We start from the raw sequence: 21162 nt of genomic DNA, 5'->3' as shown, positions 1-21162 counted from the left end.
ATTCAGAGAAAGCCCCAACACCCGAGTTCTGTCTCGGGGGTTGGGGCTTTCTTGCGTTCTGCCGCCGGGTACCGTGTTCCCGTGCGGTACGAGCTGATCATCTTCGACAACGACGGCGTCCTCGTGGACAGTGAGCCGCTGTCCAACACCATCCTGGCCGGCTATCTGACCGAGCTGGGGCATCCCACGACGTACGACGAGTCGGTCAGGGACTACATGGGCGCGGCGATCCACCGGGTCCACGACGTCGTCCTGGAGCGCAGCGGCCAGGTGCTGCCGGCGGAGTTCGAGGCGACGTACCACGCCCGGGTGTTCGCGGCGTTCGAGCGGGAGCTGCGGGCGGTGGCCGGGGTGGAGGTGGTACTGGAGAAGCTCGCGGCGGACGGGGTGCCGTACTGCCTGGCGTCGTCCGGGAGCCATGAGCGGATCAGGGTGGCTCTGCGGACCACCGGGCTGTACGCGCGGTTCGGGGAGCGGCGGCTCTTCTCGTCGCAGGACGTGGGCCGGGGGAAGCCGGCGCCTGACCTGTTCCTGCACGCGGCGGCGCGCATGGGGGTGGCTCCGGAGCGGTGTGCGGTGGTCGAGGACAGCCCGCTCGGGGTGCAGGCCGCGCGGGCCGCGGGGATGACGGTCTTCGGCTTCACGGCGATGACGCCGGCGGAGCGGTTGCGGGACGCGACGGCGCTGTTCGGGAGCATGGCGGAGCTGCCCGACCTGCTGCTGGGGTGAGCGTGGGGTGAGCCGCGGGCGTGATCGCAATCGTGACCCCCGGCCACCTACTCATCCGTAGCCTCCGCGCCTACCCTCCTCCCTTATGGACGACGCGCTGCCGGTCACCCGGCCTCCGGCCCTGCGGCACGGCCGCGCGGCTCTCGCGGTGAGCTTCTTCGCGCAGGGCGCGCTGTTCGCGATGCTCGTCACCCGTATCCCGGCGATCCAGGACCGGTACGGGATCAGCGACGGGCTGCTGCCGGTGTTCCTGGCGGCGGTGCCGATCCTGGCGGGTGTCGGGAGCGTGGTCACCGAGCAGCTGGTGAAGCGGGTGCGGCCCAGTGCGGTGCTGCGCTGGGTGCAGCCGGTGGTGGGGCTGGTGCTGGTCGGCCTGGGCGCGGGCGACCGGATGTGGACCGCGGCGGTGACGCTGGCGCTGTTCGGGGTGTGCGTGGGCGGTCTCGACGCGTCGATGAACATGCTCGGGGTGAGCCTGCAGCGGGAGTACGGGCAGAGCATCATGCTCGGTTTCCACGCGTCGTACAGCCTGGGCGGCATCCTCGGCGCGTGCCTGGCGTGGTCGGGGGCGCACTGGCACGTCTCGCTGTTCTCGCTGTACGGGCCGGCGGTGCTGGCGCTGATCCCGCTGACGCTGGTCGCGAGCCGCTGGTACCGCGACCAGCGGCCCGCCGCGGAGGCGTCCGGGGCTGCGGGGGCGGCGGGTGCGGGCGGCGGGCAGGTGGTGATGCGGATGCTGCTGCCGCTGTGCCTGGTGATGGCGTTCGCGTACATCGGCGACTCGACGGTCTCCAACTGGTCGGCGAAGTACCTCCAGGACACGCTGCACAGCTCGGAGCAGCTGTCGACGGTGCCGTACGCGGTGTACATGGTGACGACGCTGATCGGGCGTTCGGTGGGCGACGCGGGGGTGCGGAGGTTCGGGGCGGTGGCGGTGGTGCGCCTCGGCACGGTCGTGGCGATGGCGGGGTTCGCGGTGGTGGCGGTGGCGCCCGGGGCGTGGGTGGGGATGCTCGGATTCACGCTGCTCGGGCTCGGGTTGTGCGTGATCGTGCCGCAGACGTTCGCGGCGGCGGGGCGGATGTTCCCCGACGCGTCGGACTCGGCGATCGCCCGGCTGAACATCTTCAACTACGTGGGGTTCCTGGTCGGCTCGCCGCTGGTGGGGGCGCTGGGCGACGCGTGGTCGTACCGCGGGGCGATGCTGGTGCCGCTGCTGCTTGTGGGGGCGACGCTGCTGTACGCCAGGTCTTTCGCGGCGGGGCCCGCCGGGTACGGTGTCGGCCATGAGCGGCCGCGCACAGTTGATGTGGGATGAGCAGGTAACGCAGTACGAATTCGGCCCCGGGCACCCGATGGACCCGGTGCGGCTGGGGCTGACCTGGAGTCTGGTGCGGGCGTTCGGGCTCGACGGGGCGCTGCGGGTGGTGGCGGCGCCGGCGGCCGGGGAGTCGACGCTGGCGCTGGTGCACCGGGCGGACTACGTGGCGGCGGTGCGGCGGGCGTCGGCCGATCCGCGGGGGGCGGACGAGACGGCGTACGGGATCGGGACCGAGGACAATCCGGCGTTCGCGGGGATGCACGAGGCGTCGGCGCTGATCGCGGGGCAGTCGGTGGGCGCGGCGGAGGCGGTGTGGCGCGGGGAGGTGGCGCACGCGGTGAACTTCGCGGGCGGCCTCCACCATGCGATGGCCGGCTCGGCGTCGGGGTTCTGCGTCTACAACGACGCGGCGCTGGCGGTGGCGCGGCTGCTGGAGCTGGGCGCGGAGCGGGTCGTCTACGTGGATGTGGACGTGCACCACGGGGACGGGGTGCAGGCGGCGTTCTGGGACGATCCGCGGGTGCTGACGGTCTCGCTGCACGAGCATCCGCGGACGCTGTTCCCGCAGACGGGGTGGCCGGAGGAGACCGGTGGGCCGGACGCGGAGGGCGGCGCGGTGAACGTGGCGCTGCCGGCGGGCACCGGGGACGCGGGCTGGCTGCGGGCGTTCCACGCGGTGGTGCCCGATCTGGTGGCGGCGTTCCGGCCGCAGGTGGTGGTGTCGCAGCACGGCGCGGACACGCACTTCGAGGACCCGCTGGCGCATCTGGCGGTGTCGCTGGACGCGCAGCGGATGGTCGCGGAGGCGTGCCACGCGCTGGCGCACGAGCACGCGGAGGGCCGCTGGGTGGCGTTGGGTGGCGGCGGCTACGCGGTGACCGACGTGGTGCCGCGGACCTGGACGCATCTGGTGGCGGTGGCGGCGGGGGCGCCGGTGGCGCCGGAGACGCTGGTGCCGGAGGAGTGGCGGCAGGAGGTGTACGCGCGGACGCGGGCGCAGGCGCCGCTGCGGATGACCGACGGGCGCACTCCGGTGTGGGCGTCGTTCGAGGAGGCCGGGTACGACCCGGCGGACCGGCTGGACCAGGCGGTCATCGCGACGCGGCGTGCGGTGTTCCCGCTGCACGGGCTGCTGCCCTAGGGCGGGTCCAAGCGGGTCCGGGCGGGTCCGGGCGGCCTCGGCTGGGCGCCGGTTCCGGTCCGGCTTCACCCGGTCGGGGTGTGTTTGGGGCGTTCTGGCTGCGCGGAGGGCCGGCGGTCGGCACGATCGGCCTCGTGCTGAGTGTGGGCGCGCTTCGCGCGCATCTGGTGGCGGTGGGGTTGGCGGGACGGGTGGCGACGCTCCGGGAGAAGAGCCTGCGCAGCTACGCGCTGTTCGCGGCGCGTGATCCGCGGCTGACCCTGGGGCTCGATCCGCAGGGGCGGTGGGACGCCGGGGAGTTGCTGCGGCTGATGGCGGAGCGGTGCGGGGTGTCGCCGGACCCGGCGCTGACGACGGGGCGGGACACCATCGATCCCGACTGCACGGTGGCGGCGCTGGACGCGTTCGCGGAGCGGCTGGCGCGGGCCGCGCACGACCGCGTGCCGGTGCTGCTGGGCACCGGTCACCCGCATCGCCTGCTCGGTTTCTACGCCTCTTTGGCGGCGGCCCTGTCGGCCGCGGGATGTGCGGTGCTGACCCCGGCGTACGGTCGATGCGTGGACGTGCGGACACAATTCGGCGTACGCGGACACAGACTGCGCTACGTCGGCGGGGTGGCGGTCCTACGTCCCGCGGAGCCGCGGGGGGTCGGCGCCGGGGTGCCGGAGGAGGGCGCGACGGGGGTGCACACCCACTCGCCGCTGCCGGTGCGGGCGGCTCTGGCGGCCGCGGCGGAGGGGGGCGGTCCGCTTCCCCGGCTGGTGATCGGGGACCATGGATTCCTTTGCGGCGCAGGTCAGTTGGGTATCGAGGCGATCGGCCTGGGGGACTGCGACGACCCGGCGGTGTTCGTGGCGGAGGCCGAGGGGCGGGTGGCGGTCGCGGTGCCGGTGGACGACACCGTCCGGTCGGACCACTATCGGCCGATGACACGTTATGTCCTTCATCGGGCGTGGCTCGCACAGTAGTCAACCGTTCGCAACTCCTCTTCCCCACTTGCATCATCCGCCCCTAATCTGTGGGGGAGCGCACATGCCTGTTGGAGTCGCCGGAGGGGAAGCCGGTGGCGTCATGTGCGGAAGGTTCAGGTGTGTCATGGCTGTAACTGAAAGCAGGCCTCTCAACGAGGTCGTATTCCTCACCGTCGCCGAAGTGGCGTCCGTGATGCGAGTGTCGAAGATGACCGTGTACCGGTTGGTGCACAGCGGTCATCTGCCGGCCATTCGCGTGGGCCGCTCGTTCCGGGTTCCGGAGCAGGCCGTCCACGACTACCTCCGCGAGTCCTACGTGGGGGTGGAATCTGCCTGAGAAGGCCCGCAGGAAGGCCCGGTAACGGGCCGGTGACCGTCTGCGTGGGCCTCGGTTACGCTCGTCCGCTCCGGGCGGGTAGGCTTGGCCGACGTAGGTCGTGTGGGCTCGGACGCCCCGCACCGAGTGAAACCGAAGCGAGGGTAGTCGTGGGCTCTGTCATCAAGAAGCGGCGCAAGCGTATGGCCAAGAAGAAGCACCGCAAGCTTCTCAAGCGGACGCGCGTTCAGCGCCGCAACAAGAAGTAGGCGAGCTGGTCGCCGCTCTTCCTGCCCCCTTCCTCCGCCGTCTGGGCGGAGGAAGGGGGCAGTGGCGTTTCGGGTGCCGTTTCGGCGTCCGGGGGCAACATGGTGGCGGTACGGTGGCTGCATCCCCGCAGTACGGCCCCGGAGGAAGGCGCGATACGTGGGCAAGGTGGTGCTCGTCACCGGAGTCGCGCGGCCGCTGGCGGGCCGGTTCGTCCGGCGCGTGCAGCGGGACCCCGAGGTGAGCCGGGTCGTCGCGGTCGACGCGGTGGTCCCCGGGCACGACCTGGGGGACGCGGAGTTCGTCCGGGCGGACATCAGGCAGCCGATGATCGGCAAGGTGCTGGCGCAGCACTCCGTGGACACGGTGGTGCACCTGGACGTGAGCGGCACCGTGCTGGGGTCCGGCGGCCGCACCCAGGCCAAGGAGTCGAACGTCATCGGCAGCATGCAGCTGCTCGGCGCGTGCCAGAAGGCGCCGTCGGTGCGGCGGCTGGTGGTGAAGTCCACGACGAGCGTGTACGGGGCCGCGCCGCGCGACCCGGCGGTGTTCTCCGAGACGACGCCGGTGAAGTCGGTGCCGACCGGGGGTTTCGCGAAGGACGCGGTGGAGGTCGAGGGGTACGTGCGGGGTTTCGCCCGGCGCCGCCCGGACGTGGCGGTCGCGGTGCTGCGGTTCGCGAACATCCTGGGGCCGCGCGCGGACACCCCGCTGGCGGAGTACTTCGGGCTGCCGGTGCTGCCGACGGTGTTCGGCTACGACCCGCGGCTGCAGTTCGTGCACGAGGACGACGTCGAGGGTGTGCTGCTGGTGGCGACGCTGGAGGCCCGGCGGGGCACGCTGAACAGCGGCACCTTCAACGTCGCGGGCGACGGGGTGCTGCTGCTGTCGCAGACCGCGCGGCGGCTGGGCAAGCCGACGGTGCCGGTGCCGCTGCCCGCGGTGACGTGGGTGGGGCGGACGCTGCGCACGGCGGGGGTCACCGACTTCTCGCGTGAGCAGATCAGGTTGCTGACGCACGGCAGGGTGGTGGACACCCGCCAGATGCGCCAGACGCTCGGGTTCACGCCGGCGTACACCACGGCCGAGACCTTCCACGACTTCGCGCTCTCCCGCGGTCCGGGGCTGCTGCCTCCGGCGCTGGTGGCGCAGGCGGTGGACCGGGCGGCCGGGCTGCTGCCCGCGGGCAGGCCGCGGTGAACGGCCCGGGCCCGGAGCCCGTACCGGCAGAGGGGTCCGCACCGGCGGAAGGGTCCGTGCCGGCGGAAAGGTCCGTGCCGGCGGAAGAGCCCGTACCGGCGGAAGAGCCCGTACCGGCGGAAGAGCCCGTACCGGCGGAAGAGCCCGTACCGGCGGAAGGAGCGGAAGCCATGACCGACGCGAAGGTCATCCCGTTCGACGAGGACTCGCGGCGTCGCGCCGCGGGTTCGCGCGGGCGGGGACGCAGGCAGGCGGCTCCGGCGGCGCAGGCCCCGCGCGAAGCGGAGGCCGGGGCAGCGATTCCGGCGCAGGCCGCGGGCGGGCGTCCGCAGGAGGGCCTGGGGGCGTCCGGGGAGCCGGGCCGGGGGCCGGGCGAGGCGGACCCGCCGGCGCCCGCGCAGCCGTCGCTCGGGGACGCCCTGGGGGCGGTCGCCGACCGGCTGCTGGGCGGCCCCTGGGAGCGGAAGGTCGCCTCGGGGCTGGCGTTCCTGCGCCGCCGGGTGAGCGGCGACTACGAGGTCGACGAGTTCGGGTACGACGCCGAGCTGACCGACCAGGTGCTGATGTCGCTGCTGCGGCCGCTGTTCGAGCGGTACTTCCGGGTCGAGGTCAGGGGCATCGAGAACATTCCGGCCGAGGGCGGCGCGCTGGTGGTCTCCAACCACTCGGGGACGCTGCCGATGGACGGGCTGATGGCGCAGGTCGCGGTGCACGACCACCATCCCGCGGGCCGCCATCTGCGGCTGCTCGCCGCGGACCTGGTGTTCATGCTGCCGCTCGTCAACGAGCTGGCCAGGAAGGCCGGCCACACCCTGGCGTGCGCCGAGGACGCGCAGTCGCTGCTGGAGCGCGGCGAGGTGGTCGGGGTGATGCCGGAGGGCTTCAAGGGGCTCGGCAAGCCGTTCTCCGAGCGGTACAAGCTGCAGCGGTTCGGGCGCGGCGGGTTCGTGGCGACCGCGTTGAAGACCGGGGTGCCGATCGTGCCGTGCTCGGTGGTGGGCGCGGAGGAGATCTACCCGATGGTCGGCGACTCCAGGACGATGGCGCGGCTGCTGGGCGTCCCGTACTTCCCGCTGACCCCGACGTTCCCATGGCTGGGGCCGCTGGGCCTGGTTCCGCTTCCGACGAAGTGGACGATCCAGTTCGGCGCGCCGATCCCCACCGACGGCTATCCGCCTGAGGCGGCGGAGGACCCGATGCTGGTGTTCAACCTGACCGACCAGGTGCGCGAGACGATCCAGCACACGCTGTACGAGCTGCTGGTGCAGCGCCGGTCGGTGTTCTTCTGACCGGCGCCGCACCGCCAGGTGTCAGTCGCCTTCGTGGTCGGCGCTGAGGCCCAGGCCCGGCAGGAGCCCCGGCAGCAGCGGCGGCAGCACCACCGAGTGGTCGTCGGGGCCGGTCGGGCTGGGCGTCGGGGTGCCGGGGGCGGTGGAGGCCGGCGGCGGGTCGAGCAGGCCCGAGCCGCCGATCAGCCCGTGCGGGGTGGTGCCGGACGGCGACGGGGTGGGGGACTGCCCGGTGCCGGTCGGGTCCTGGCCGCCGCCGGCGGCCGTCGACTGGGAGGGGCTGGGCGTGCCGGTGCCGTTCGTGCCGGTGTCCGTCCCGCCGTCGCCGTCGCCGCCGCGGGAGGACGGGGTGCGCTCGTCGTGCGGCGCGGGCAGCAGCGGCTGCAGCGGGGCGACCTCCTGGTCTATGGCCGCGAACACCGAACTGACCTGGTCGGACACGTCGGTGAGCTGCGCGGGCAGTTTGCCGCGCAGGTCGCTCCAGCCCTGCCGGTGGGACTCGGCGAAGGTGTTGAGCAGCTCCATGGGCTGGAGTGAGCCGTCCTGCTGGTACGCCTCGGAGAGCAGCCGGTGGCCTTCGGCGGCCTCCTGGTGCATGCCGGACAGGGCCTTGCGGACCTCGGCGACCGACTCGTCGTCGAGGTGTCCGCCGCGGCCGCGGTCCATCAGCCTGCGGGCCTCCTGCATGCGGGTGGAGGCCATGTCGAGGTAGACCTTGCCGCGGGAGGCGTCGCCGCCGGCCATGTCGAGCTTGAGGTCCTCCATGCTGCGCTTGAGGCCGTAGAGGTGGTCGCCGGGCAGCGCGTTGGTGCTGGCCGCGGCGACGCCGCCGAGGGCGCCCGCGGCGACGCCGACGGTCAGGCCGCCGACGGCCAGGCGGCGGGAGAGCCGGGAGCGCGGGGCGAGCTTGCGCAGGCCGGTGGCGCGGTGGCTGCCGGGCCCCTCGGTGCGCTGCTCGGGGACCCGGCCGACGGCGAGGCTGCCGTCGGCGATGGCCTGCTCCATGGCGGCGATCAGCTGGGCCCGCTGGACGGTCTTGGTCTGTGCCGACATGACCGGGCGCGGGAGGGCGCCGAGGGCGTCGGCGAGGGCGAGCAGGGCGGTCTGCTCCGGGTCGGCGCGCCGGTCGGCGGCGTGCGCGGCGCTGTGGGCGCCGTGCGTGCCGTGACCGCCGTGCTGGCCGCCCTGCGGTCCCGCGTGCTGGCCGCGGCCGCCCTGCGGCGTGCCGCCGCCGGGCTCGTCCGCGTCGCCGCCGGGCTCACCGCCGTACTCCCCCGGGGGTGCCTCCTCCAGGGCCTGGGCGAAGGCGTTCGCCCGGCGGTGTGCCGTTGCCTGTCCGATCACCGGCGGCACCTCCTCTCGTCATCCACACTCGACTCCCCGTGCCGCCCGGATGGTTGCGCTCCGCTCCGCCGTGCACCCGATCGGGTGAAAAGCGGGGCTGTGCGCGTGGCACACAAGTGTCTGCATGGGTTGCAACGAGTCCGGGTCCGGTTGGGTTACGCGGGTCTGGTGACCGGGGCGGGGCCGTATGGGGGACACCGGCCGGTCACCGGGCGTCTTCCGGCAGCAGCCGGGCGAGGGTCCGCACGGCACGGTACTGGAGGGTCTTGATGGCGCCCTCGTTCTTGCCCATCACCCGGGCCGTCTCGGCGACCGACAGGCCCTGCAGGAAGCGCAGCGTCACGCACTCCTGCTGCTGCGGGTTGAGCTTGCGCACGGCGGTGAGCAGCGCCTCGTTGGAGAGCGACTCCAGCACGGAGTCCTCGGGGCTGCGCTCGACCTCGTTGGCGTCGAGCATCTCGCCGGTGGTGACCTCCAGCCGGAAGCGGCTGGACTTGAAGTGGTCGGCGACCAGGTTGCGGGCGATGGTCACCAGCCAGGCGCCGAAGTCGCGGCCCTGCCAGGTGAAGGTGCCGATCCTGCGCAGCGCGCGCAGGAAGGTCTCGCTGGTCAGGTCCTCGGCGGTGGCCCGGCTGCCGACCCGGTAGTAGATGTACCGGTAGACGGTGTCGCTGTAGTGGTCGTAGAGCCGGCCGAACGCCTCGGTCTCGCCGTCCTGGGCCCGTTCGACCAGGTCCATCATGCGGCCGCTGTCGGTGTCGGAGGCGGGCCTGCGGGCGTGGGCGCCCTGGGGCGCGGCGGTGGAGGCGGCGGTGCCGCCCTGGCCGTGCCGGGCGGCGGAGCTGCTGCGGGTGCGTCTGCCTGCGGCGGTGCTGATTTCGGCCATGGCGTGGGCAGGGCCGGGGACGGTGGGACCGGACGTGGCGAGGGCGGGCACGGCGTACGCGGGGACTGGGCGCATCAGGCAGTCGATAACCAGTGCGCGCAACGTAGCCAGGCCGGAGGTGCTAACCCCGTCGTGTGGGTACACGGGACTCCCAGAGGCAGAACTTCCATCACGTGCAGTACGGGACCGTTCACCCGTCGTGTTGACGTGTGGGTACCGGATTGCGTCTGAGGAGAATAACGCTTCGTACAGGCGACGCTACACCGAGTTGCTCAAATCGCCGTTTCCGCCACTTCCTGTGCGGATTCACGATCGGTCAATTATCGAACGCGGGGGACGAGTTGACCACTTCTGCTCGTGAAATGGTCGCGGAGAGTGCGTGTTGTGCCCGTGTGGCGGGAGAGGGAAACGGGGTCCGCGGCGGGCGGAAATCGCGCGACCGAGCCGGTTCGGGCCGGATCGCGCCGAAAGCGGGCCGGGGCGCCGCGACGTGCGCGCGCCGCGGCCCGTTCGTTCAGCGCCGCCTGCGGTGGACGGCGATGCCGGCGAGGACGCCGCCGGCGATCGCGCCGGTTCCCGCGGCGGCCGGAATGCCGATCTTCGCGGCCTTGCGGCCGGTCCGGTAGTCGCGCAGCCGCCAGCCCTCGGCGCGGGCGTGCCGGCGCAGGCCGCCGTCGGGGTTGATCGCGTACGGGTGGCCGACCAGCGAGAGCATCGGGATGTCGTTGTGCGAGTCGCTGTACGCCGCGCAGCGCGACAGGTCCAGGTCCTCGGCCGCGGCCAGCGCGCGGACCGCCTCGGCCTTCGCCGGGCCGTGCAGCGGCTCGCCGACCAGGCGGCCGGTGTAGACGCCGTCCGCCGACTCCGCGACGGTGCCCAGCGCGCCGGTCAGGCCGAGCCTGCGGGCGATGATCGTGGCGGTCTCCACCGGCGCGGCGGTCACCAGCCAGACCCGCTGGCCCGCGTCGAGGTGGGCCTGGGCGAGGGCGCGGGTGCCGGGCCAGATCTTGCCGGCCATGTACTCGTCGTAGATCTCCTCGCCGATGGACATGAGTTCCTCGACGCGGTGGCCCTTGACGATGGACAGCGCGCTGTCCCGGGCGTCCTGCATGTGCTCGGGGTCCTCGGCGCCGGCCAGCCGGAAGTACGCCTGCTGCCAGGCGAAGCGCAGCAGGTCGCGCTTGTCGAAGAACTTCCGCTTGTACAGGCCGCGGCCGAAGTGGAACAGCGCGGCGCCCTGCATCACGGTGTTGTCCAGGTCGAAGAAGGCCGCGGCGCGCGGTTCGCCGGGCACCGGGAATGCGGGCTCTGCCGGCTCCGCCGGCGCGGGCGCCTCAGGTCCGGGCGCCTCGGATTCCGGCGAGGGGGGTTCGAGCGTGGCCAACGCGCTCTCCGCGGCCTCCGCCGCGGCCGTGCCGGCCAGCACGCTCCGTTCGGTGGCGGACTGCTTACGGGGGGTGAGCCATTTGAGAGCGGCCATAGCGCGAGCATAACCACGTTGCGGGGCAAGGCTGATGCGCCCGCGAAGCCGTCGCGTGAACGGCGCGCGTCACAATGGCGCACATGACGACTTCGAGGACCGGCAGGACCGTGACGCTGATCGGCAAGCCCGGCTGCCATCTGTGCGATGACGCCCGCGCGGTCGTCGCCAAGGTCGCGGCGGAGACCGGGGCGACGGTGAGCGAGCAGGACATCACGCGGGACGCCGCGCTGTACGAGCGGTACTGGGAACAGGTTCCGGTCGTCCTGGTGGACGGCGAGCAGCACACCTTCTGGCGCGTCGACGAGGAGCGGCTGCGCCGCGCCCTCATGGCCTGACCTCAGCGCATTCCGGGCGCGGCCCGGGGTCTTCGAGGGGCGCGCGGAACTGCGCGGCCGGCCGCGACGACGGCTGCGCGCCGTCACCCGCCCGGAGGGGCGATTGCGGTCGCTGCCGGGCCGCGTGCCGGTGGTGGGTTGCTCGAGCGGTTCCCCGCGCCCCTGATGGGGCGCAAGGCGGGGGAATTACCCGGATGGGGAAGATTCGACTAGTATCGGGGGCGTTTTGTACGGCCGGGGGCGATCGTGAGGAGCGTGCCGAGTGCCCTCGGTCTCAGGCAGGAATCCCGGCGCCCCGCGCGGCTTCGCGGTGGTGGACCTGGAGGCGACGGGGTCGTCCTCGCACCGCCACCGGGTGGTCGAGCTGGCGGTGGTGCTGCTGGACCGCGACCTGGAGCCGCAGGGGGAGTTCACCACGCTGGTGGACCCGCAGGGCCCGGTCGGCCCGACCCACATCCACGGCATCGAGCCGGAACACCTGGGCGGCGCCCCCCGTTTCGCCGGCATCGCCGGCCGGCTGCTGGCGCTGCTGAGCGGCCGCGTGCTGGTCGGCCACAACGTCGGCTGCGACCGGGCGTTCCTGGTCGCCGAGTACGCCAGGATCGGCGTGCGGCTGCCGGACGTGCCGGAGCTGTGCACCATGCGGCTGGCGGCCGAGCGCGGCCCGGCGCCGTACGGGCTGAGCCTGCGGGCGTGCGCCGCCGCGGTGGGGATCACGGACTGGCGTCCGCACGCCGCGCTGGGCGACGCCCGCGCGACCGCGACGCTCTTCGCGCACCTCGCGCCGGGGGTGCGGGACCTGCCCGCGCTGCTGGCGCTGGCGGGCGGCCTGCGGTGGCCGGAGCCGTCTGGTGTTCTGGCCGCGGCCGACGCACTCTGGATGCGGCGAGGCAACGAACCGGCTCGTCGATCGGTGCCGAATGTCCGGCATTGGGGCGCGTGATGCCCATCACTTCCGCCGGGCAAATCGGACACCATCTTTGTGCACGCGTTCACAAAGACATAGCCTGGCGTCCACGGGGCGGCCCCAAAGACCGTGGTCGTCTTCAGCCCAGCTCTACCCGCAGGAGCACCGTGGCAACTGGCCGATCACACCGACCGGCGACTCGTGGCCGAGGGATTCCCGAGGCCACCGTCGCCAGACTTCCGCTGTACCTGCGGGCGCTCACGGCTCTGTCCGAGCGCTCGGTGCCCACCGTGTCGTCGGAGGAGCTCGCCGCCGCCGCCGGGGTCAACTCGGCGAAGCTGCGCAAGGACTTCTCCTACCTCGGCTCGTACGGCACGCGGGGCGTCGGCTACGACGTGGAGTACCTCGTGTACCAGATCAGCCGGGAGCTCGGGCTCACCCAGGACTGGCCGGTCGTCATCGTCGGTATCGGCAACCTCGGCGCGGCGCTGGCCAACTACGGCGGCTTCGCGTCCCGTGGTTTCCGCGTCGCGGCCCTGCTGGACGCCGACGCGTCCCTGGCCGGGCGGCTGGTGGCCGGTCTGCCGGTGCGGCACATCGACGAGCTGGAGTCGATCGTCGAGGACAACCAGGTGTCCATCGGCGTGATCGCCACCCCGGCCGGCGCCGCCCAGGAGGTCACCGACCGGCTGGTCGCGGCCGGCGTCACCTCCATCCTCAACTTCGCGCCCACCGTGCTGTCGGTGCCCGACGGCGTGGACGTGCGCAAGGTCGACCTCTCCATCGAGCTGCAGATCCTCGCGTTCCACGAGCAGCGCAAGGCCGGTGAGGACCGTCAGGAACCCGACGGGGACGTACCCGCCGTGATGCCCGCATGAGTCTCCTGGTCGTCGGCCTGTCCCACCGCACCGCGCCGGTCAGCGTGCTGGAGCGCGCCGCCCTCGCCGAGGACGCCCGCACCAAGCTGCTGCACGACACGCTGGCCGCGGAACCCGCCGCGGAGGCGGTGGTGCTGGCCACCTGCAACCGCATCGAGCTGTACGCGGACGTCGACAAGTTCCACGCGGGCGTCGCCGAACTGTCCACGCTGCTGGCGCAGCACAGCGGCGTCGACCTGGACGAGCTGACCCCGCACCTGTTCGTGCACTACGAGGACCGGGCCGTCCACCATCTGCTGTCGGTGGCCTGCGGGCTGGACTCGATGGTCGTCGGCGAGGGCCAGATCCTCGGCCAGATCAAGGACGCGCTGGCCGTCGGCCAGGAGCAGCACACCGCGGGCCGGATGCTCAACGACCTGTTCCAGCAGGCGCTGCGGGTCGGCAAGCGGGCGCACTCGGAGACCGGCATCGACCGGGCCGGGCAGTCCCTGGTGACCTTCGGCCTGGACCAGCTGGCGCCCACCACCGGCCCGCTGGCCGGCAAGCGCGCGCTGGTCGTCGGCGCCGGCTCCATGTCCTCGCTGGCCGCAGCGACGCTGGCGCGCGCCGGCGTCGCCGCGATCACCGTGGCCAACCGGACCCCGGAGCGCGCCGAGCGGCTGGCCCACCTGCTGACCGAACAGGGCACGCAGGCCCGCGCCGTGGGCATGGCGCAGGTGCCGCGGGCGCTGGCCGGCGCGGACGTCGTGGTGTCGTGCACCGGCGCGACCGGCCTGGTGCTGACCGCGGACGACCTGCGGGCGGCGGTGGCGGGCCGCGCGGACGGCGCCACGCTCGCGGTGCTCGACCTGGCGATGCCCCGGGACATCGACGCGGCCGCGCACGCCCTGGTCGACGTGCACCTGGTGGACATAGAGAGCCTCGCGGCCGCCTCGGCGGACGCCCCGATGGCCGCGGACGTGGACCAGGTGCGGGCGATCGTCTCCGAGGAGGTCGCCGCCTTCGGCGCGGCCCAGCGGGCCGCCAGGATCACCCCGACGGTGGTGGCGCTGCGCGCGATGGCGGCCGACGTCGTGGCGGGTGAACTCGCCCGGCTCGACGGTAGGCTGCCCGCTCTGGACGACAAGCAGCGCGCGGAGATCAGCCAGACCGTGCGCCGCGTCGTGGACAAACTCCTGCACGCTCCCACCGTGCGGGTCAAGCAACTCGCGGGCGAGCCGGGCGGCGCGGGATACGCCGACGCGCTGCGCGAGCTCTTCGACCTGGACCCGCAGGCCGTCGTCGCGGTCAGCCACCCGGCTCAGGTGCCGCAGAACCGAATCGAGGGTCACTGATGAAGAGCGCGGCAGGCGTCCCCCAGGGCGCGGCCCTGCGGCTGGGGACGCGGCGCAGCAAGCTCGCCATGGCGCAGTCCGGGATGGTCGCCGAGCAGGTGCGGCAGGTCACCGGGCGGGACGTCGAACTCGTGGAGATCACCACGTACGGGGACGTGTCCAAGGAGGACCTGGCGCGAATCGGCGGCACCGGCGTCTTCGTGTCGGCGCTGCGCGACGCGCTGCTCGCCGGCGACATCGACTTCGCCGTGCACAGCCTGAAGGACCTGCCGACGACGCCCGCCGAGGGGCTGGTGCTGGCCGCGATCCCGGTCCGCGAGGACCCGCGGGACGCACTGATCGCCCGCGACGGCCTGACCTTCGCCGAGCTGCCGTCCGGCGCCCGCGTCGGCACCGGGTCGCCGCGCCGGATGGCCCAGCTCAACGCGTGGGCACGGTCACACGGCCGGGACATCGAGACGGTCCCGATCCGTGGCAACGTTGACACCCGGATCGGGTACGTTACTTCCGGCAAGCTCGACGCCGTCGTGCTGGCCGCTGCCGGGCTCAACCGTATCGGCCGGCTCGCCGAGGCGAGCGAGCTGATCGCCGTCGACGCCGTACTGCCCGCTCCCGGCCAGGGGGCGCTGGCCGTGGAGTGCGCCGCCTCCGACCCGGAGCTGGCCGCACAGCTCGCCGAGCTCGACGACCCGGTCACCCGGGCCGCCGTGACCGCCGAGCGATCCCTGCTCGCCGCCCTCGAGGCCGGCTGCTCCGCCCCCGTGGGCGCGCTCGCCGACCTGGTGGACGACGGGCAGGTTACCGAGCTGCGCCTGCGCGGCATCGTCGGTACCACCGACGGCGCCACGCTGGTGCAGATGTCCACCACCGGCCCCGTACCGGCATCGGACGAGCAGGCGCGGGCCCTGGGCCGCGACCTCGCCGCCGCGATGCTGGCGAAGGGCGCGGCCGGTCTTATGGGGGAGCGCACACCTTGAACCCCGCCGCCGTCGTTACAACCGATACCGCCGGTGCCGCCGCCGCGGGTCCCAGCGGGACCGCGTCCGGGCACGTCACCTTCCTCGGGGCAGGTCCGGGCGACCCCGGACTGCTGACCCTGCGCGCCGTCGAGGCGCTGGCCCGCGCCGACGTGCTGGTCGGCGACGCGCCCGTGCTGGACGTGGTCCGCGCGCACGCCCGCGCCGACGTGGGCACGGCCGAACCCTGCGCGGAGGGACAGGTGTTGGACCCCGGCACCCAGTTGTCCGCCGTCGCCTCACAGCTTGTCATGTCGTCCGCGCGGACCGGCAAGCGGGTGGTCCGTGCCATCGCCGGGGACCCCGGCATGGACTCCTCGGCCGCCGCGGAGATGCTGGCCTGCGCCCACGCGGGCATCCCGTTCGAGGTGGTGCCGGGCGTCTCCGCCGCGCTCGGCGTGCCCGCCTACGCGGGTGTGCCGCTCAGCGGGGACGTCCGCTTCGTCGACGCGTCCACCGCCTCCGACCGGTGCTGGACCGAGGCGGGCGCGAGCGACGCGACGCTGGTGGTCTCCACCACGCTGCAGACCGTCGCCGCCGCGGCCGCCGAGCTGATCGCCTGCGGCCGCAAGCCCGACACCGCGCTGACCGTCACCGTGGCCGGCACCACGACCCGGCAGCGCACCTGGTCCGCCACGCTGGCCGGCATCGCCGCCGAGCTGAAGGCGACCAAGGCGCTGCCCACGCCCGAGGGGCCGATCGCGGCGATAGCCGTGGTGGGGGAGCGCACCGCGCAGCGCAGGCACCTGTCGTGGTTCGAGACCAAGCCGCTCTTCGGCTGGCGGGTCCTGGTGCCCCGCACCAAGGAGCAGGCCGCCTCGCTCTCCGACCAGCTGCGCTCCTATGGTGCGGTGCCGCACGAGGTGCCGACCATCGCGGTCGAGCCCCCGCGCACCCCGCAGCAGATGGAACGCGCCGTCAAGGGCCTGGTCACCGGCCGCTACGAGTGGATCGCCTTCACCTCCGTCAACGCGGTGAAGGCGGTGCGCGAGAAGTTCGAGGAGTACGGCCTCGACGCGCGGGCGTTCGCCGGGATAAAGGTCGCCGCCGTGGGCGAGCAGACCGCGCAGGCGCTGGTGGAGTTCGGTGTGAAGCCGGACCTGGTGCCCAGCGGTGAGCAGTCCGCCGCGGGCCTGCTCGACGACTGGCCGCCGTACGACCCGGTCTTCGACCCGATCGACCGGGTGTTCCTGCCGCGCGCCGACATCGCCACCGAGACGCTGGTGGCGGGGCTTGTCGAGCTGGGCTGGGAGGTCGACGACGTGACCGCGTACCGCACGGTGCGCGCCTCGCCGCCGCCCGCCGACACCCGCGAGGCGATCAAGGGCGGCGGCTTCGACGCGGTGCTCTTCACCTCTTCTTCGACCGTGCGCAATCTCGTCGGCATCGCCGGCAAGCCGCACAACGTGACGGTGATCGCGTGCATCGGCCCGGCCACCGCGAAGACCGCGGAGGAGCACGGGCTGCGGGTCGACGTGATGGCTCCCGAGCCGTCCGTGCACGCCCTCGCGCAGGCGCTGGCGGACTTCGGCACCGCCCGCCGCGAGGCCGCTGAGCAGGCGGGGGACCCCGTCACCCGGCCCAGCGAGCGCCGCCCCGGCGCCCGCCGCCGCGCCCGCGTCTAGCGCCGCCCCCCGGCCGGCCGCCGCGGCGGCCGGCCGCCGGCCCGGAGGGAACGCCCCCGGGCCGGTCCGCCGCGCCCCGCGCAGCGCCGCCGCGCCCGTTCCCGGGGGGTGAAAAGTCCGACTCGGCGTCGGGAAAACCACGGCGGGGGCGGGCGTACCGTGGAAGCGATTCCTCGTGGTTGGAGACGGATATGACCGGCACGTACGGCGAGTACCCCGGGACGCGGCCGCGGCGGCTGCGGACCACCCCCGCGATGCGCCGTCTGGTCGCCGAGACGCGGCTGAGCGCCGCCGAGCTGATCCTGCCGGCGTTCGTCCGCGAGGGGATCAGCGACCCCGTCCCGGTCTCCTCGATGCCCGGCGTCGTCCAGCACACCCGCGAGACGCTGCGCAAGGCGGCCGTGGAGGCCGCCGAGGCCGGCGTCGGCGGCATCATGCTGTTCGGGGTGCCCGAGGTGAAGGACGCGGTGGGCAGCGCCGGCACCGACCCGGACGGCATCCTCCAGCAGGCGATCCGCGACGTCGTCGAGGAGGTCGGCGACGCGCTCGTGGTGATGTCCGACCTGTGCCTGGACGAGAACACCGACCACGGCCACTGCGGCGTCCTCGACGCGCACGGCCGGGTCGACAACGACGCGACGCTGGCGCACTACGCCGAGATGGCCCGCGTGCAGGCCGACGCTGGCGCCCACGTGGTGGGACCCTCGGGCATGATGGACGGCCAGGTCGGCGTGGTCCGCGCGGCGCTGGACGCGGCGGGTCACCAGGACGTGTCGATCCTCGCCTACACCGTGAAGTACGCCTCCTCCTTCTTCGGGCCGTTCCGCGAGGCCGTGAACTCCTCGCTCAAGGGCGACCGCAAGACCTACCAGCAGGACCCGGCGAACCTCCGCGAGTCGATGCGCGAACTGGCCCTGGACCTCGCCGAGGGCGCCGACATGGTCATGGTCAAGCCCGCGCTGCCCTACCTGGACGTGCTGACGAAGGTCGCCGCCGCGGTGGACGTGCCGGTCGCGGCGTACCAGGTCTCCGGCGAGTACGCGATGGTCGAGGCGGCTGCGGCGAACGGCTGGATCGACCGGGACCGTACGATCGACGAGACGCTGACGTCGATCCGGCGGGCCGGGGCGAACATGATCCTGACCTACTGGGCCACCGAAGTCGCCCAGCGGCTGTAGTTTCGACCGAGGTCCCGTGTCCGCGGACCGGCGAGGGAGGGATACCGCATGAGCCGAGGCATACCCTCGTGGGCCACCGTGACCGGCCTGACCGGCGGCGCGCTGGCCGTGGTCTGCGTGCTCGCGATCCAGGCCAACGGATCGCCGGAGAAGCCGACCGCCGCGGCCCGGCCCACCCCGCATCCCTCGGCGACGGCCAAGCCCACCACCCCGCAGGCGCCGCCGCCGGTGCCGCAGGGCGGCGACACCGGAAAGCGGATCGTCTACTCGATCGGCCAGAACCGCGTCTGGGTGGTGCCGAAGACCGGCCCGGTCGCGTCCTTCCTGGTGCAGCCCGGCACGGTGCCGGCCAAGCCCGGCGTGTACTACGTCAGCAAGCGCAAGCCGACCGGTGTCGGCACCGACGGCGCGACCATCGAGCACGCCGTGTACTTCGAGTACACCGCCGAGACGTGGGTGGCCTTCTCCGCCCCCGTCGACGACAAGGTCGTCGCGCCGGACCCGTCCCTGCACACCGGCGCGGTGCGGGCGCACCGCGCCGACGCGCTGAAGATCTGGAACAACACGGTCAAGGGGTCCACGGTCGTCGTCGTGAAGTGAGATGGCGGCTCACGCCGGCCTCACCGCGAACAGGGCCGCCCGGGGGGACTTCTCCGCGGCTTCCGGCTCGCGGGTGAACCGCGCCCCGACCGGCAGGCCCGCGGCGGCGAGCAGGTCGGCGACCGCCTCCGGCTGCCGCCAGTGGTACTCCAGCGCGATGTCCTGCCCGAACGCCTCGGTGCGCCGGATCAGTTCGTCGCCGGTCTGGAAGACCAGGAGCAGCCGGCCGCCCGGCCGCAGCGCCCGCCGGAACCCGGCGAGGACGCCCGGCAGTTCGGGCGTCGGGATGTGGATGACCGAGTACACGGCCGCGATCCCGCCGAGGCTGCCGTCCGCCACGCCGGCGGCCGCCAGGTCGGTCATCGTGCCCTGGACGAAGCGCTGCGCGGGATACCGCTCCCGGGCCGACTCCACCATTCTCGGCGAGAGTTCGACTCCGGTGACGTCCACGCCGAGCCGCGCCAGGTAGGCGGTGACCTGGCCCGGTCCCGACCCGGCCTCCACCACCGGGCCGCCCCCGTCCGCGGCCACCAGTTCCGCGAACGCGCCGAGCATCGCCTTCTCGTACGGCTTGCCCGCCAGCTCCTCGGCGAACTCCGCCGCGTACGCCCCGGCGATGGCGTCGTAGGAGGTCCTCGTCTCCCGGAGGAAGGCGGCCTCGGCGCTCACCGCTCGGACGTCCGGGCGGAGGCGGTCGCGTACGCCGTGAACTCCGCCCATGCCTCCGGCGTGAAGGCGAGGGTGGGACCCTGCGGGGCCTGTGGGTCCCGCACGTGGATCGCGGCGGAGTGCGCCGCGATCTCGGCGCGGTCTCCGCCGTCGCTGCCGCTGTAGCTGGACTTGAACCACTTCTGCGGGTCGCTCATCACTCTCCTTGCAGCCGCTCCAACAGGCCCTTCACGGCCTCGGAGTTGAGGGCCTGCGCACGCAGCATCGCATAGTTGCGGGCCAGGATGCCGACCTCGTCGGGGTCGTTGACGGTGCGGCGGGCGTGAGCGCGGGAGCGCCGTCGGGCCCGGGCGGCTGTGGACCCGCGGCTCACAGCCGCAGGACGACCAGGGCCGTGTCGTCGGTCGCGCCGCGGGGGGCGAGGAGGTCGTCGAGGAGCGCGTCGGCCATCCGCTCGGCGTCCAGGCCGCAGTGCTCGGTGAGGGCGGTGGCGAGGCGGGCGAGGCCGACGTCGATGTCCTCGCCGCGGCGTTCGATGAGGCCGTCGGTGTAGAGCACGAGGGTGCTGCCGGGGACGAACGGCACGGTCGCCTGGAGCCGGGCCATGTGCTCGGGGCGGGCGCCCAGCGGCGGGTCGGTGGCCTGGTCGAGGAACCGGACGAAGCCGTCCTGGTCCACCAGCGCGGCCGGCGGGTGGCCCGCGCTGCTGTAGGTGACGCTGCGCGCGGTCCAGTCGATGTGCGTGCTGACGGCGGTGGCGCACTCCCCGCCGTCGACGGACCGCGCGTACAGGCCGAGGGTCTCCAGGGCGGCGGCCGGTCCGTCGGTGACGCGGGAGGCCGCGCTCAGCGCGCTGCGCAGCTGGCCCATGACGCCGGCCGCGGACAGTCCGTGCCCGACGACGTCGCCGACGGCGACCGCGATCCGGTCGCCGGGCAGGTCCACCAGGTCGTACCAGTCGCCGCAGACGTTGATCGCGCCGATCGCGGGACGGTAGCGGACCGCGGCGCGGTGGCCGACCGGCTGGGGCGCGGGCAGCATCGCGTCCTGGAGGGCCAGCGCGATCTCGCGCTCGTGGGCGTGGGCGCGGCGCAGCCGGTCGTTGACCTCCTGGAGCTCGCGGGCCCGCATGTACAGCTCGGCCTCCAGCTCGCGCGGCGCCCGGTCGCGGTCGCCGAGGATGCCGCGGGTGCGGATGAAGGCGGTGACCTCCTCGACCCGGTGGAGCACGGCCTGCATCGCGCCGTCGCGGCCGAGGACGGGCACGTTGATGATGCTCCAGTACCGCTCGTCGTAGTGGCCGGGGCGGTCCTGCCGCTCCACGTCGTAGCGCTGGAGGCCCATCGTGTCGCGCTCGCCGGTCGCGGCGACGTGGCGCAGGGACGCGCCGAGGTTGCGGCTGCCGTCGGCCTCCGGCGCGTCCGGCGGGTCGGGGAACAGGTCGAAGATGTTGTGGCCGATGAGGTCCGCGCGGGGGCGGCCGGCCATCCGCTCGTAGACCCCGTTCACGTCGAGGTAGACCAGGTCGGGGCTCAGCAGTGCGACGCCCGCGGGGAGGGACAGGTAGACCTGCCGGTAGTCGACCCCGGGCGCCGGTTGCCCAGCCGGTTCCGTCACGTCACCAGGGTAGGACGGCGCGGCGCACCCCGCCTGCGGCGGCGGGCGTCCGGGGG

At 73.5% G+C, this 21162-nt stretch carries 23 protein-coding genes; 16 read left to right on the top strand and 7 right to left on the bottom strand.

Translation table 11 applies throughout. From position 1 onward, the window contains the following. Positions 1-81 precede the first annotated feature (81 nt). The 8 genes from V2S66_RS30705 (at position 82) to V2S66_RS30670 (ending at position 7234) form a co-directional block, all read left to right on the top strand. Positions 82-729 (top strand): HAD family hydrolase, encoded by a 648-nt coding sequence (locus V2S66_RS30705; RefSeq protein WP_330800021.1) that lies wholly within the window; start codon positions 82-84, stop codon positions 727-729. A gap of 85 nt (positions 730-814) precedes the next feature. Further along, complete coding sequence (locus V2S66_RS30700) at positions 815-2047, top strand: MFS transporter (RefSeq protein WP_330800020.1); 1233 nt, start codon at positions 815-817, stop codon at positions 2045-2047. Continuing rightward, the gene (locus V2S66_RS30695; protein ID WP_330800019.1) at positions 2016-3191 is read left to right on the top strand and encodes an acetoin utilization protein AcuC; all 1176 of its coding nucleotides are present in this window, start codon (positions 2016-2018) and stop codon (positions 3189-3191) included. Before V2S66_RS30700 ends, V2S66_RS30695 begins: the two co-directional genes overlap by 32 nt. 134 nt (positions 3192-3325) lie before the next feature. Next, positions 3326-4159 (top strand): phosphatase, encoded by an 834-nt coding sequence (locus V2S66_RS30690; RefSeq protein ID WP_330800018.1) that lies wholly within the window; start codon positions 3326-3328, stop codon positions 4157-4159. Positions 4160-4286: 127 nt separating this feature from the next. Further along, positions 4287-4499 carry a helix-turn-helix domain-containing protein gene (locus V2S66_RS30685; protein WP_176930343.1) on the top strand — a complete coding sequence of 71 codons (213 nt, stop codon included), beginning with the start codon at positions 4287-4289 and terminating at the stop codon, positions 4497-4499. A 32-nt stretch (positions 4500-4531) separates the two neighbouring features. Beyond that, entirely contained in the window at positions 4532-4747 is a 216-nt protein-coding gene (locus tag V2S66_RS34730; protein ID WP_461949947.1) for a 30S ribosomal protein bS22, read from the top strand. A gap of 157 nt (positions 4748-4904) precedes the next feature. Beyond that, complete coding sequence (locus V2S66_RS30675) at positions 4905-5945, top strand: NAD-dependent epimerase/dehydratase family protein (RefSeq protein ID WP_330800017.1); 1041 nt, start codon at positions 4905-4907, stop codon at positions 5943-5945. A 170-nt stretch (positions 5946-6115) separates the two neighbouring features. After that, on the top strand, positions 6116-7234 hold the full coding sequence (locus tag V2S66_RS30670) for a lysophospholipid acyltransferase family protein (RefSeq protein WP_330800016.1): 1119 nt from the start codon (positions 6116-6118) through the stop codon (positions 7232-7234). A 21-nt stretch (positions 7235-7255) separates the two neighbouring features. Here V2S66_RS30670 and V2S66_RS30665 read toward each other — a convergent pair whose 3' ends face one another. From V2S66_RS30665 to V2S66_RS30655, 3 genes are all read right to left on the bottom strand, one after another. Continuing rightward, positions 7256-8578: a DUF5667 domain-containing protein gene (locus V2S66_RS30665; RefSeq protein WP_330800015.1), complete on the bottom strand. Its 1323-nt coding sequence runs from the start codon at positions 8576-8578 to the stop codon at positions 7256-7258. 205 nt (positions 8579-8783) lie between these two features. Beyond that, positions 8784-9608, bottom strand: a complete 825-nt coding sequence (locus tag V2S66_RS30660) for an ECF subfamily RNA polymerase sigma factor, BldN family (protein ID WP_330800014.1) — start codon at positions 9606-9608, stop codon at positions 8784-8786. A 370-nt stretch (positions 9609-9978) separates the two neighbouring features. Beyond that, on the bottom strand, positions 9979-10944 hold the full coding sequence (locus V2S66_RS30655) for an HAD family hydrolase (protein WP_330800013.1): 966 nt from the start codon (positions 10942-10944) through the stop codon (positions 9979-9981). Between the two features lie 83 nt (positions 10945-11027). Here V2S66_RS30655 and V2S66_RS30650 point away from each other — a divergent pair, with 83 nt between their 5' ends. The 8 genes from V2S66_RS30650 to V2S66_RS30615 all read left to right on the top strand — a co-directional run bounded on the left by V2S66_RS30650 (position 11028) and on the right by V2S66_RS30615 (position 18820). Then, positions 11028-11282, top strand: coding sequence for a glutaredoxin family protein (locus V2S66_RS30650; protein ID WP_330800012.1), 255 nt, complete (start codon positions 11028-11030; stop codon positions 11280-11282). Between the two features lie 262 nt (positions 11283-11544). Continuing rightward, on the top strand, positions 11545-12225 hold the full coding sequence (locus tag V2S66_RS30645) for a 3'-5' exonuclease (protein WP_330800011.1): 681 nt from the start codon (positions 11545-11547) through the stop codon (positions 12223-12225). A 131-nt stretch (positions 12226-12356) separates the two neighbouring features. Then, positions 12357-13067, top strand: a complete 711-nt coding sequence (locus tag V2S66_RS30640; protein ID WP_330800010.1) for a redox-sensing transcriptional repressor Rex — start codon at positions 12357-12359, stop codon at positions 13065-13067. Further along, positions 13064-14401, top strand: a complete 1338-nt coding sequence (locus V2S66_RS30635; protein ID WP_330800009.1) for a glutamyl-tRNA reductase — start codon at positions 13064-13066, stop codon at positions 14399-14401. The genes V2S66_RS30640 and V2S66_RS30635 overlap by 4 nt, the downstream gene beginning before the upstream one ends. Beyond that, positions 14401-15378 (top strand): hydroxymethylbilane synthase, encoded by a 978-nt coding sequence (gene hemC / locus V2S66_RS30630; protein ID WP_330800008.1) that lies wholly within the window; start codon positions 14401-14403, stop codon positions 15376-15378. Before V2S66_RS30635 ends, hemC begins: the two co-directional genes overlap by 1 nt. Continuing rightward, entirely contained in the window at positions 15375-17042 is a 1668-nt protein-coding gene (locus tag V2S66_RS30625) for a bifunctional uroporphyrinogen-III C-methyltransferase/uroporphyrinogen-III synthase (RefSeq protein ID WP_330800007.1), read from the top strand. Before hemC ends, V2S66_RS30625 begins: the two co-directional genes overlap by 4 nt. A 191-nt stretch (positions 17043-17233) precedes the next feature. Continuing rightward, positions 17234-18220, top strand: a complete 987-nt coding sequence (gene hemB, locus V2S66_RS30620) for a porphobilinogen synthase (protein ID WP_330800006.1) — start codon at positions 17234-17236, stop codon at positions 18218-18220. A gap of 48 nt (positions 18221-18268) precedes the next feature. Next, positions 18269-18820 (top strand): hypothetical protein, encoded by a 552-nt coding sequence (locus V2S66_RS30615; protein ID WP_330800005.1) that lies wholly within the window; start codon positions 18269-18271, stop codon positions 18818-18820. Positions 18821-18829: 9 nt separating this feature from the next. On the opposite strand, the gene V2S66_RS30610 is transcribed toward V2S66_RS30615, so the two are convergent. The 4 genes from V2S66_RS30610 to V2S66_RS30595 are packed head-to-tail and all read right to left on the bottom strand — an operon-like array spanning position 18830 to position 21106. After that, positions 18830-19489 carry a class I SAM-dependent DNA methyltransferase gene (locus V2S66_RS30610; protein WP_330800004.1) on the bottom strand — a complete coding sequence of 220 codons (660 nt, stop codon included), beginning with the start codon at positions 19487-19489 and terminating at the stop codon, positions 18830-18832. Next, positions 19486-19686: a DUF397 domain-containing protein gene (locus V2S66_RS30605; RefSeq protein ID WP_330800003.1), complete on the bottom strand. Its 201-nt coding sequence runs from the start codon at positions 19684-19686 to the stop codon at positions 19486-19488. Before V2S66_RS30605 ends, V2S66_RS30610 begins: the two co-directional genes overlap by 4 nt. Further along, complete coding sequence (locus V2S66_RS30600) at positions 19686-19862, bottom strand: hypothetical protein (protein WP_330800002.1); 177 nt, start codon at positions 19860-19862, stop codon at positions 19686-19688. The genes V2S66_RS30605 and V2S66_RS30600 overlap by 1 nt, the downstream gene beginning before the upstream one ends. Beyond that, positions 19859-21106, bottom strand: a complete 1248-nt coding sequence (locus V2S66_RS30595) for a PP2C family protein-serine/threonine phosphatase (protein WP_330800001.1) — start codon at positions 21104-21106, stop codon at positions 19859-19861. Before V2S66_RS30595 ends, V2S66_RS30600 begins: the two co-directional genes overlap by 4 nt. Positions 21107-21162: the final 56 nt, after the last annotated feature.

The sequence above is a fragment of the Actinacidiphila polyblastidii genome (assembly GCF_036353415.1).
GTDB lineage: Bacteria > Actinomycetota > Actinomycetes > Streptomycetales > Streptomycetaceae > Actinacidiphila > Actinacidiphila polyblastidii.
Note: the sequence above shows the minus strand (reverse complement) of the source record. Positions and strands in the feature narration are given on the sequence as shown.

Excerpts from the sequence above, each read along its gene's own strand:
- V2S66_RS30685 (WP_176930343.1), top strand. The coding sequence starts at position 4,287 with ATGGCTGTAACTGAAAGCAGGCCTCTCAACGAGGTCGTATTCCTCACC.
- hemB (WP_330800006.1), top strand. The coding sequence starts at position 17,234 with ATGACCGGCACGTACGGCGAGTACCCCGGGACGCGGCCGCGGCGGCTG.
- V2S66_RS30615 (WP_330800005.1), top strand. The coding sequence starts at position 18,269 with ATGAGCCGAGGCATACCCTCGTGGGCCACCGTGACCGGCCTGACCGGC.
- V2S66_RS30605 (WP_330800003.1), bottom strand. The coding sequence starts at position 19,686 with ATGAGCGACCCGCAGAAGTGGTTCAAGTCCAGCTACAGCGGCAGCGAC.
- V2S66_RS30700 (WP_330800020.1), top strand. The coding sequence starts at position 815 with ATGGACGACGCGCTGCCGGTCACCCGGCCTCCGGCCCTGCGGCACGGC.
- V2S66_RS30695 (WP_330800019.1), top strand. The coding sequence starts at position 2,016 with ATGAGCGGCCGCGCACAGTTGATGTGGGATGAGCAGGTAACGCAGTAC.
- V2S66_RS30650 (WP_330800012.1), top strand. The coding sequence starts at position 11,028 with ATGACGACTTCGAGGACCGGCAGGACCGTGACGCTGATCGGCAAGCCC.
- hemC (WP_330800008.1), top strand. The coding sequence starts at position 14,401 with ATGAAGAGCGCGGCAGGCGTCCCCCAGGGCGCGGCCCTGCGGCTGGGG.
- V2S66_RS30670 (WP_330800016.1), top strand. The coding sequence starts at position 6,116 with ATGACCGACGCGAAGGTCATCCCGTTCGACGAGGACTCGCGGCGTCGC.
- V2S66_RS30655 (WP_330800013.1), bottom strand. The coding sequence starts at position 10,944 with ATGGCCGCTCTCAAATGGCTCACCCCCCGTAAGCAGTCCGCCACCGAA.
- V2S66_RS30635 (WP_330800009.1), top strand. The coding sequence starts at position 13,064 with ATGAGTCTCCTGGTCGTCGGCCTGTCCCACCGCACCGCGCCGGTCAGC.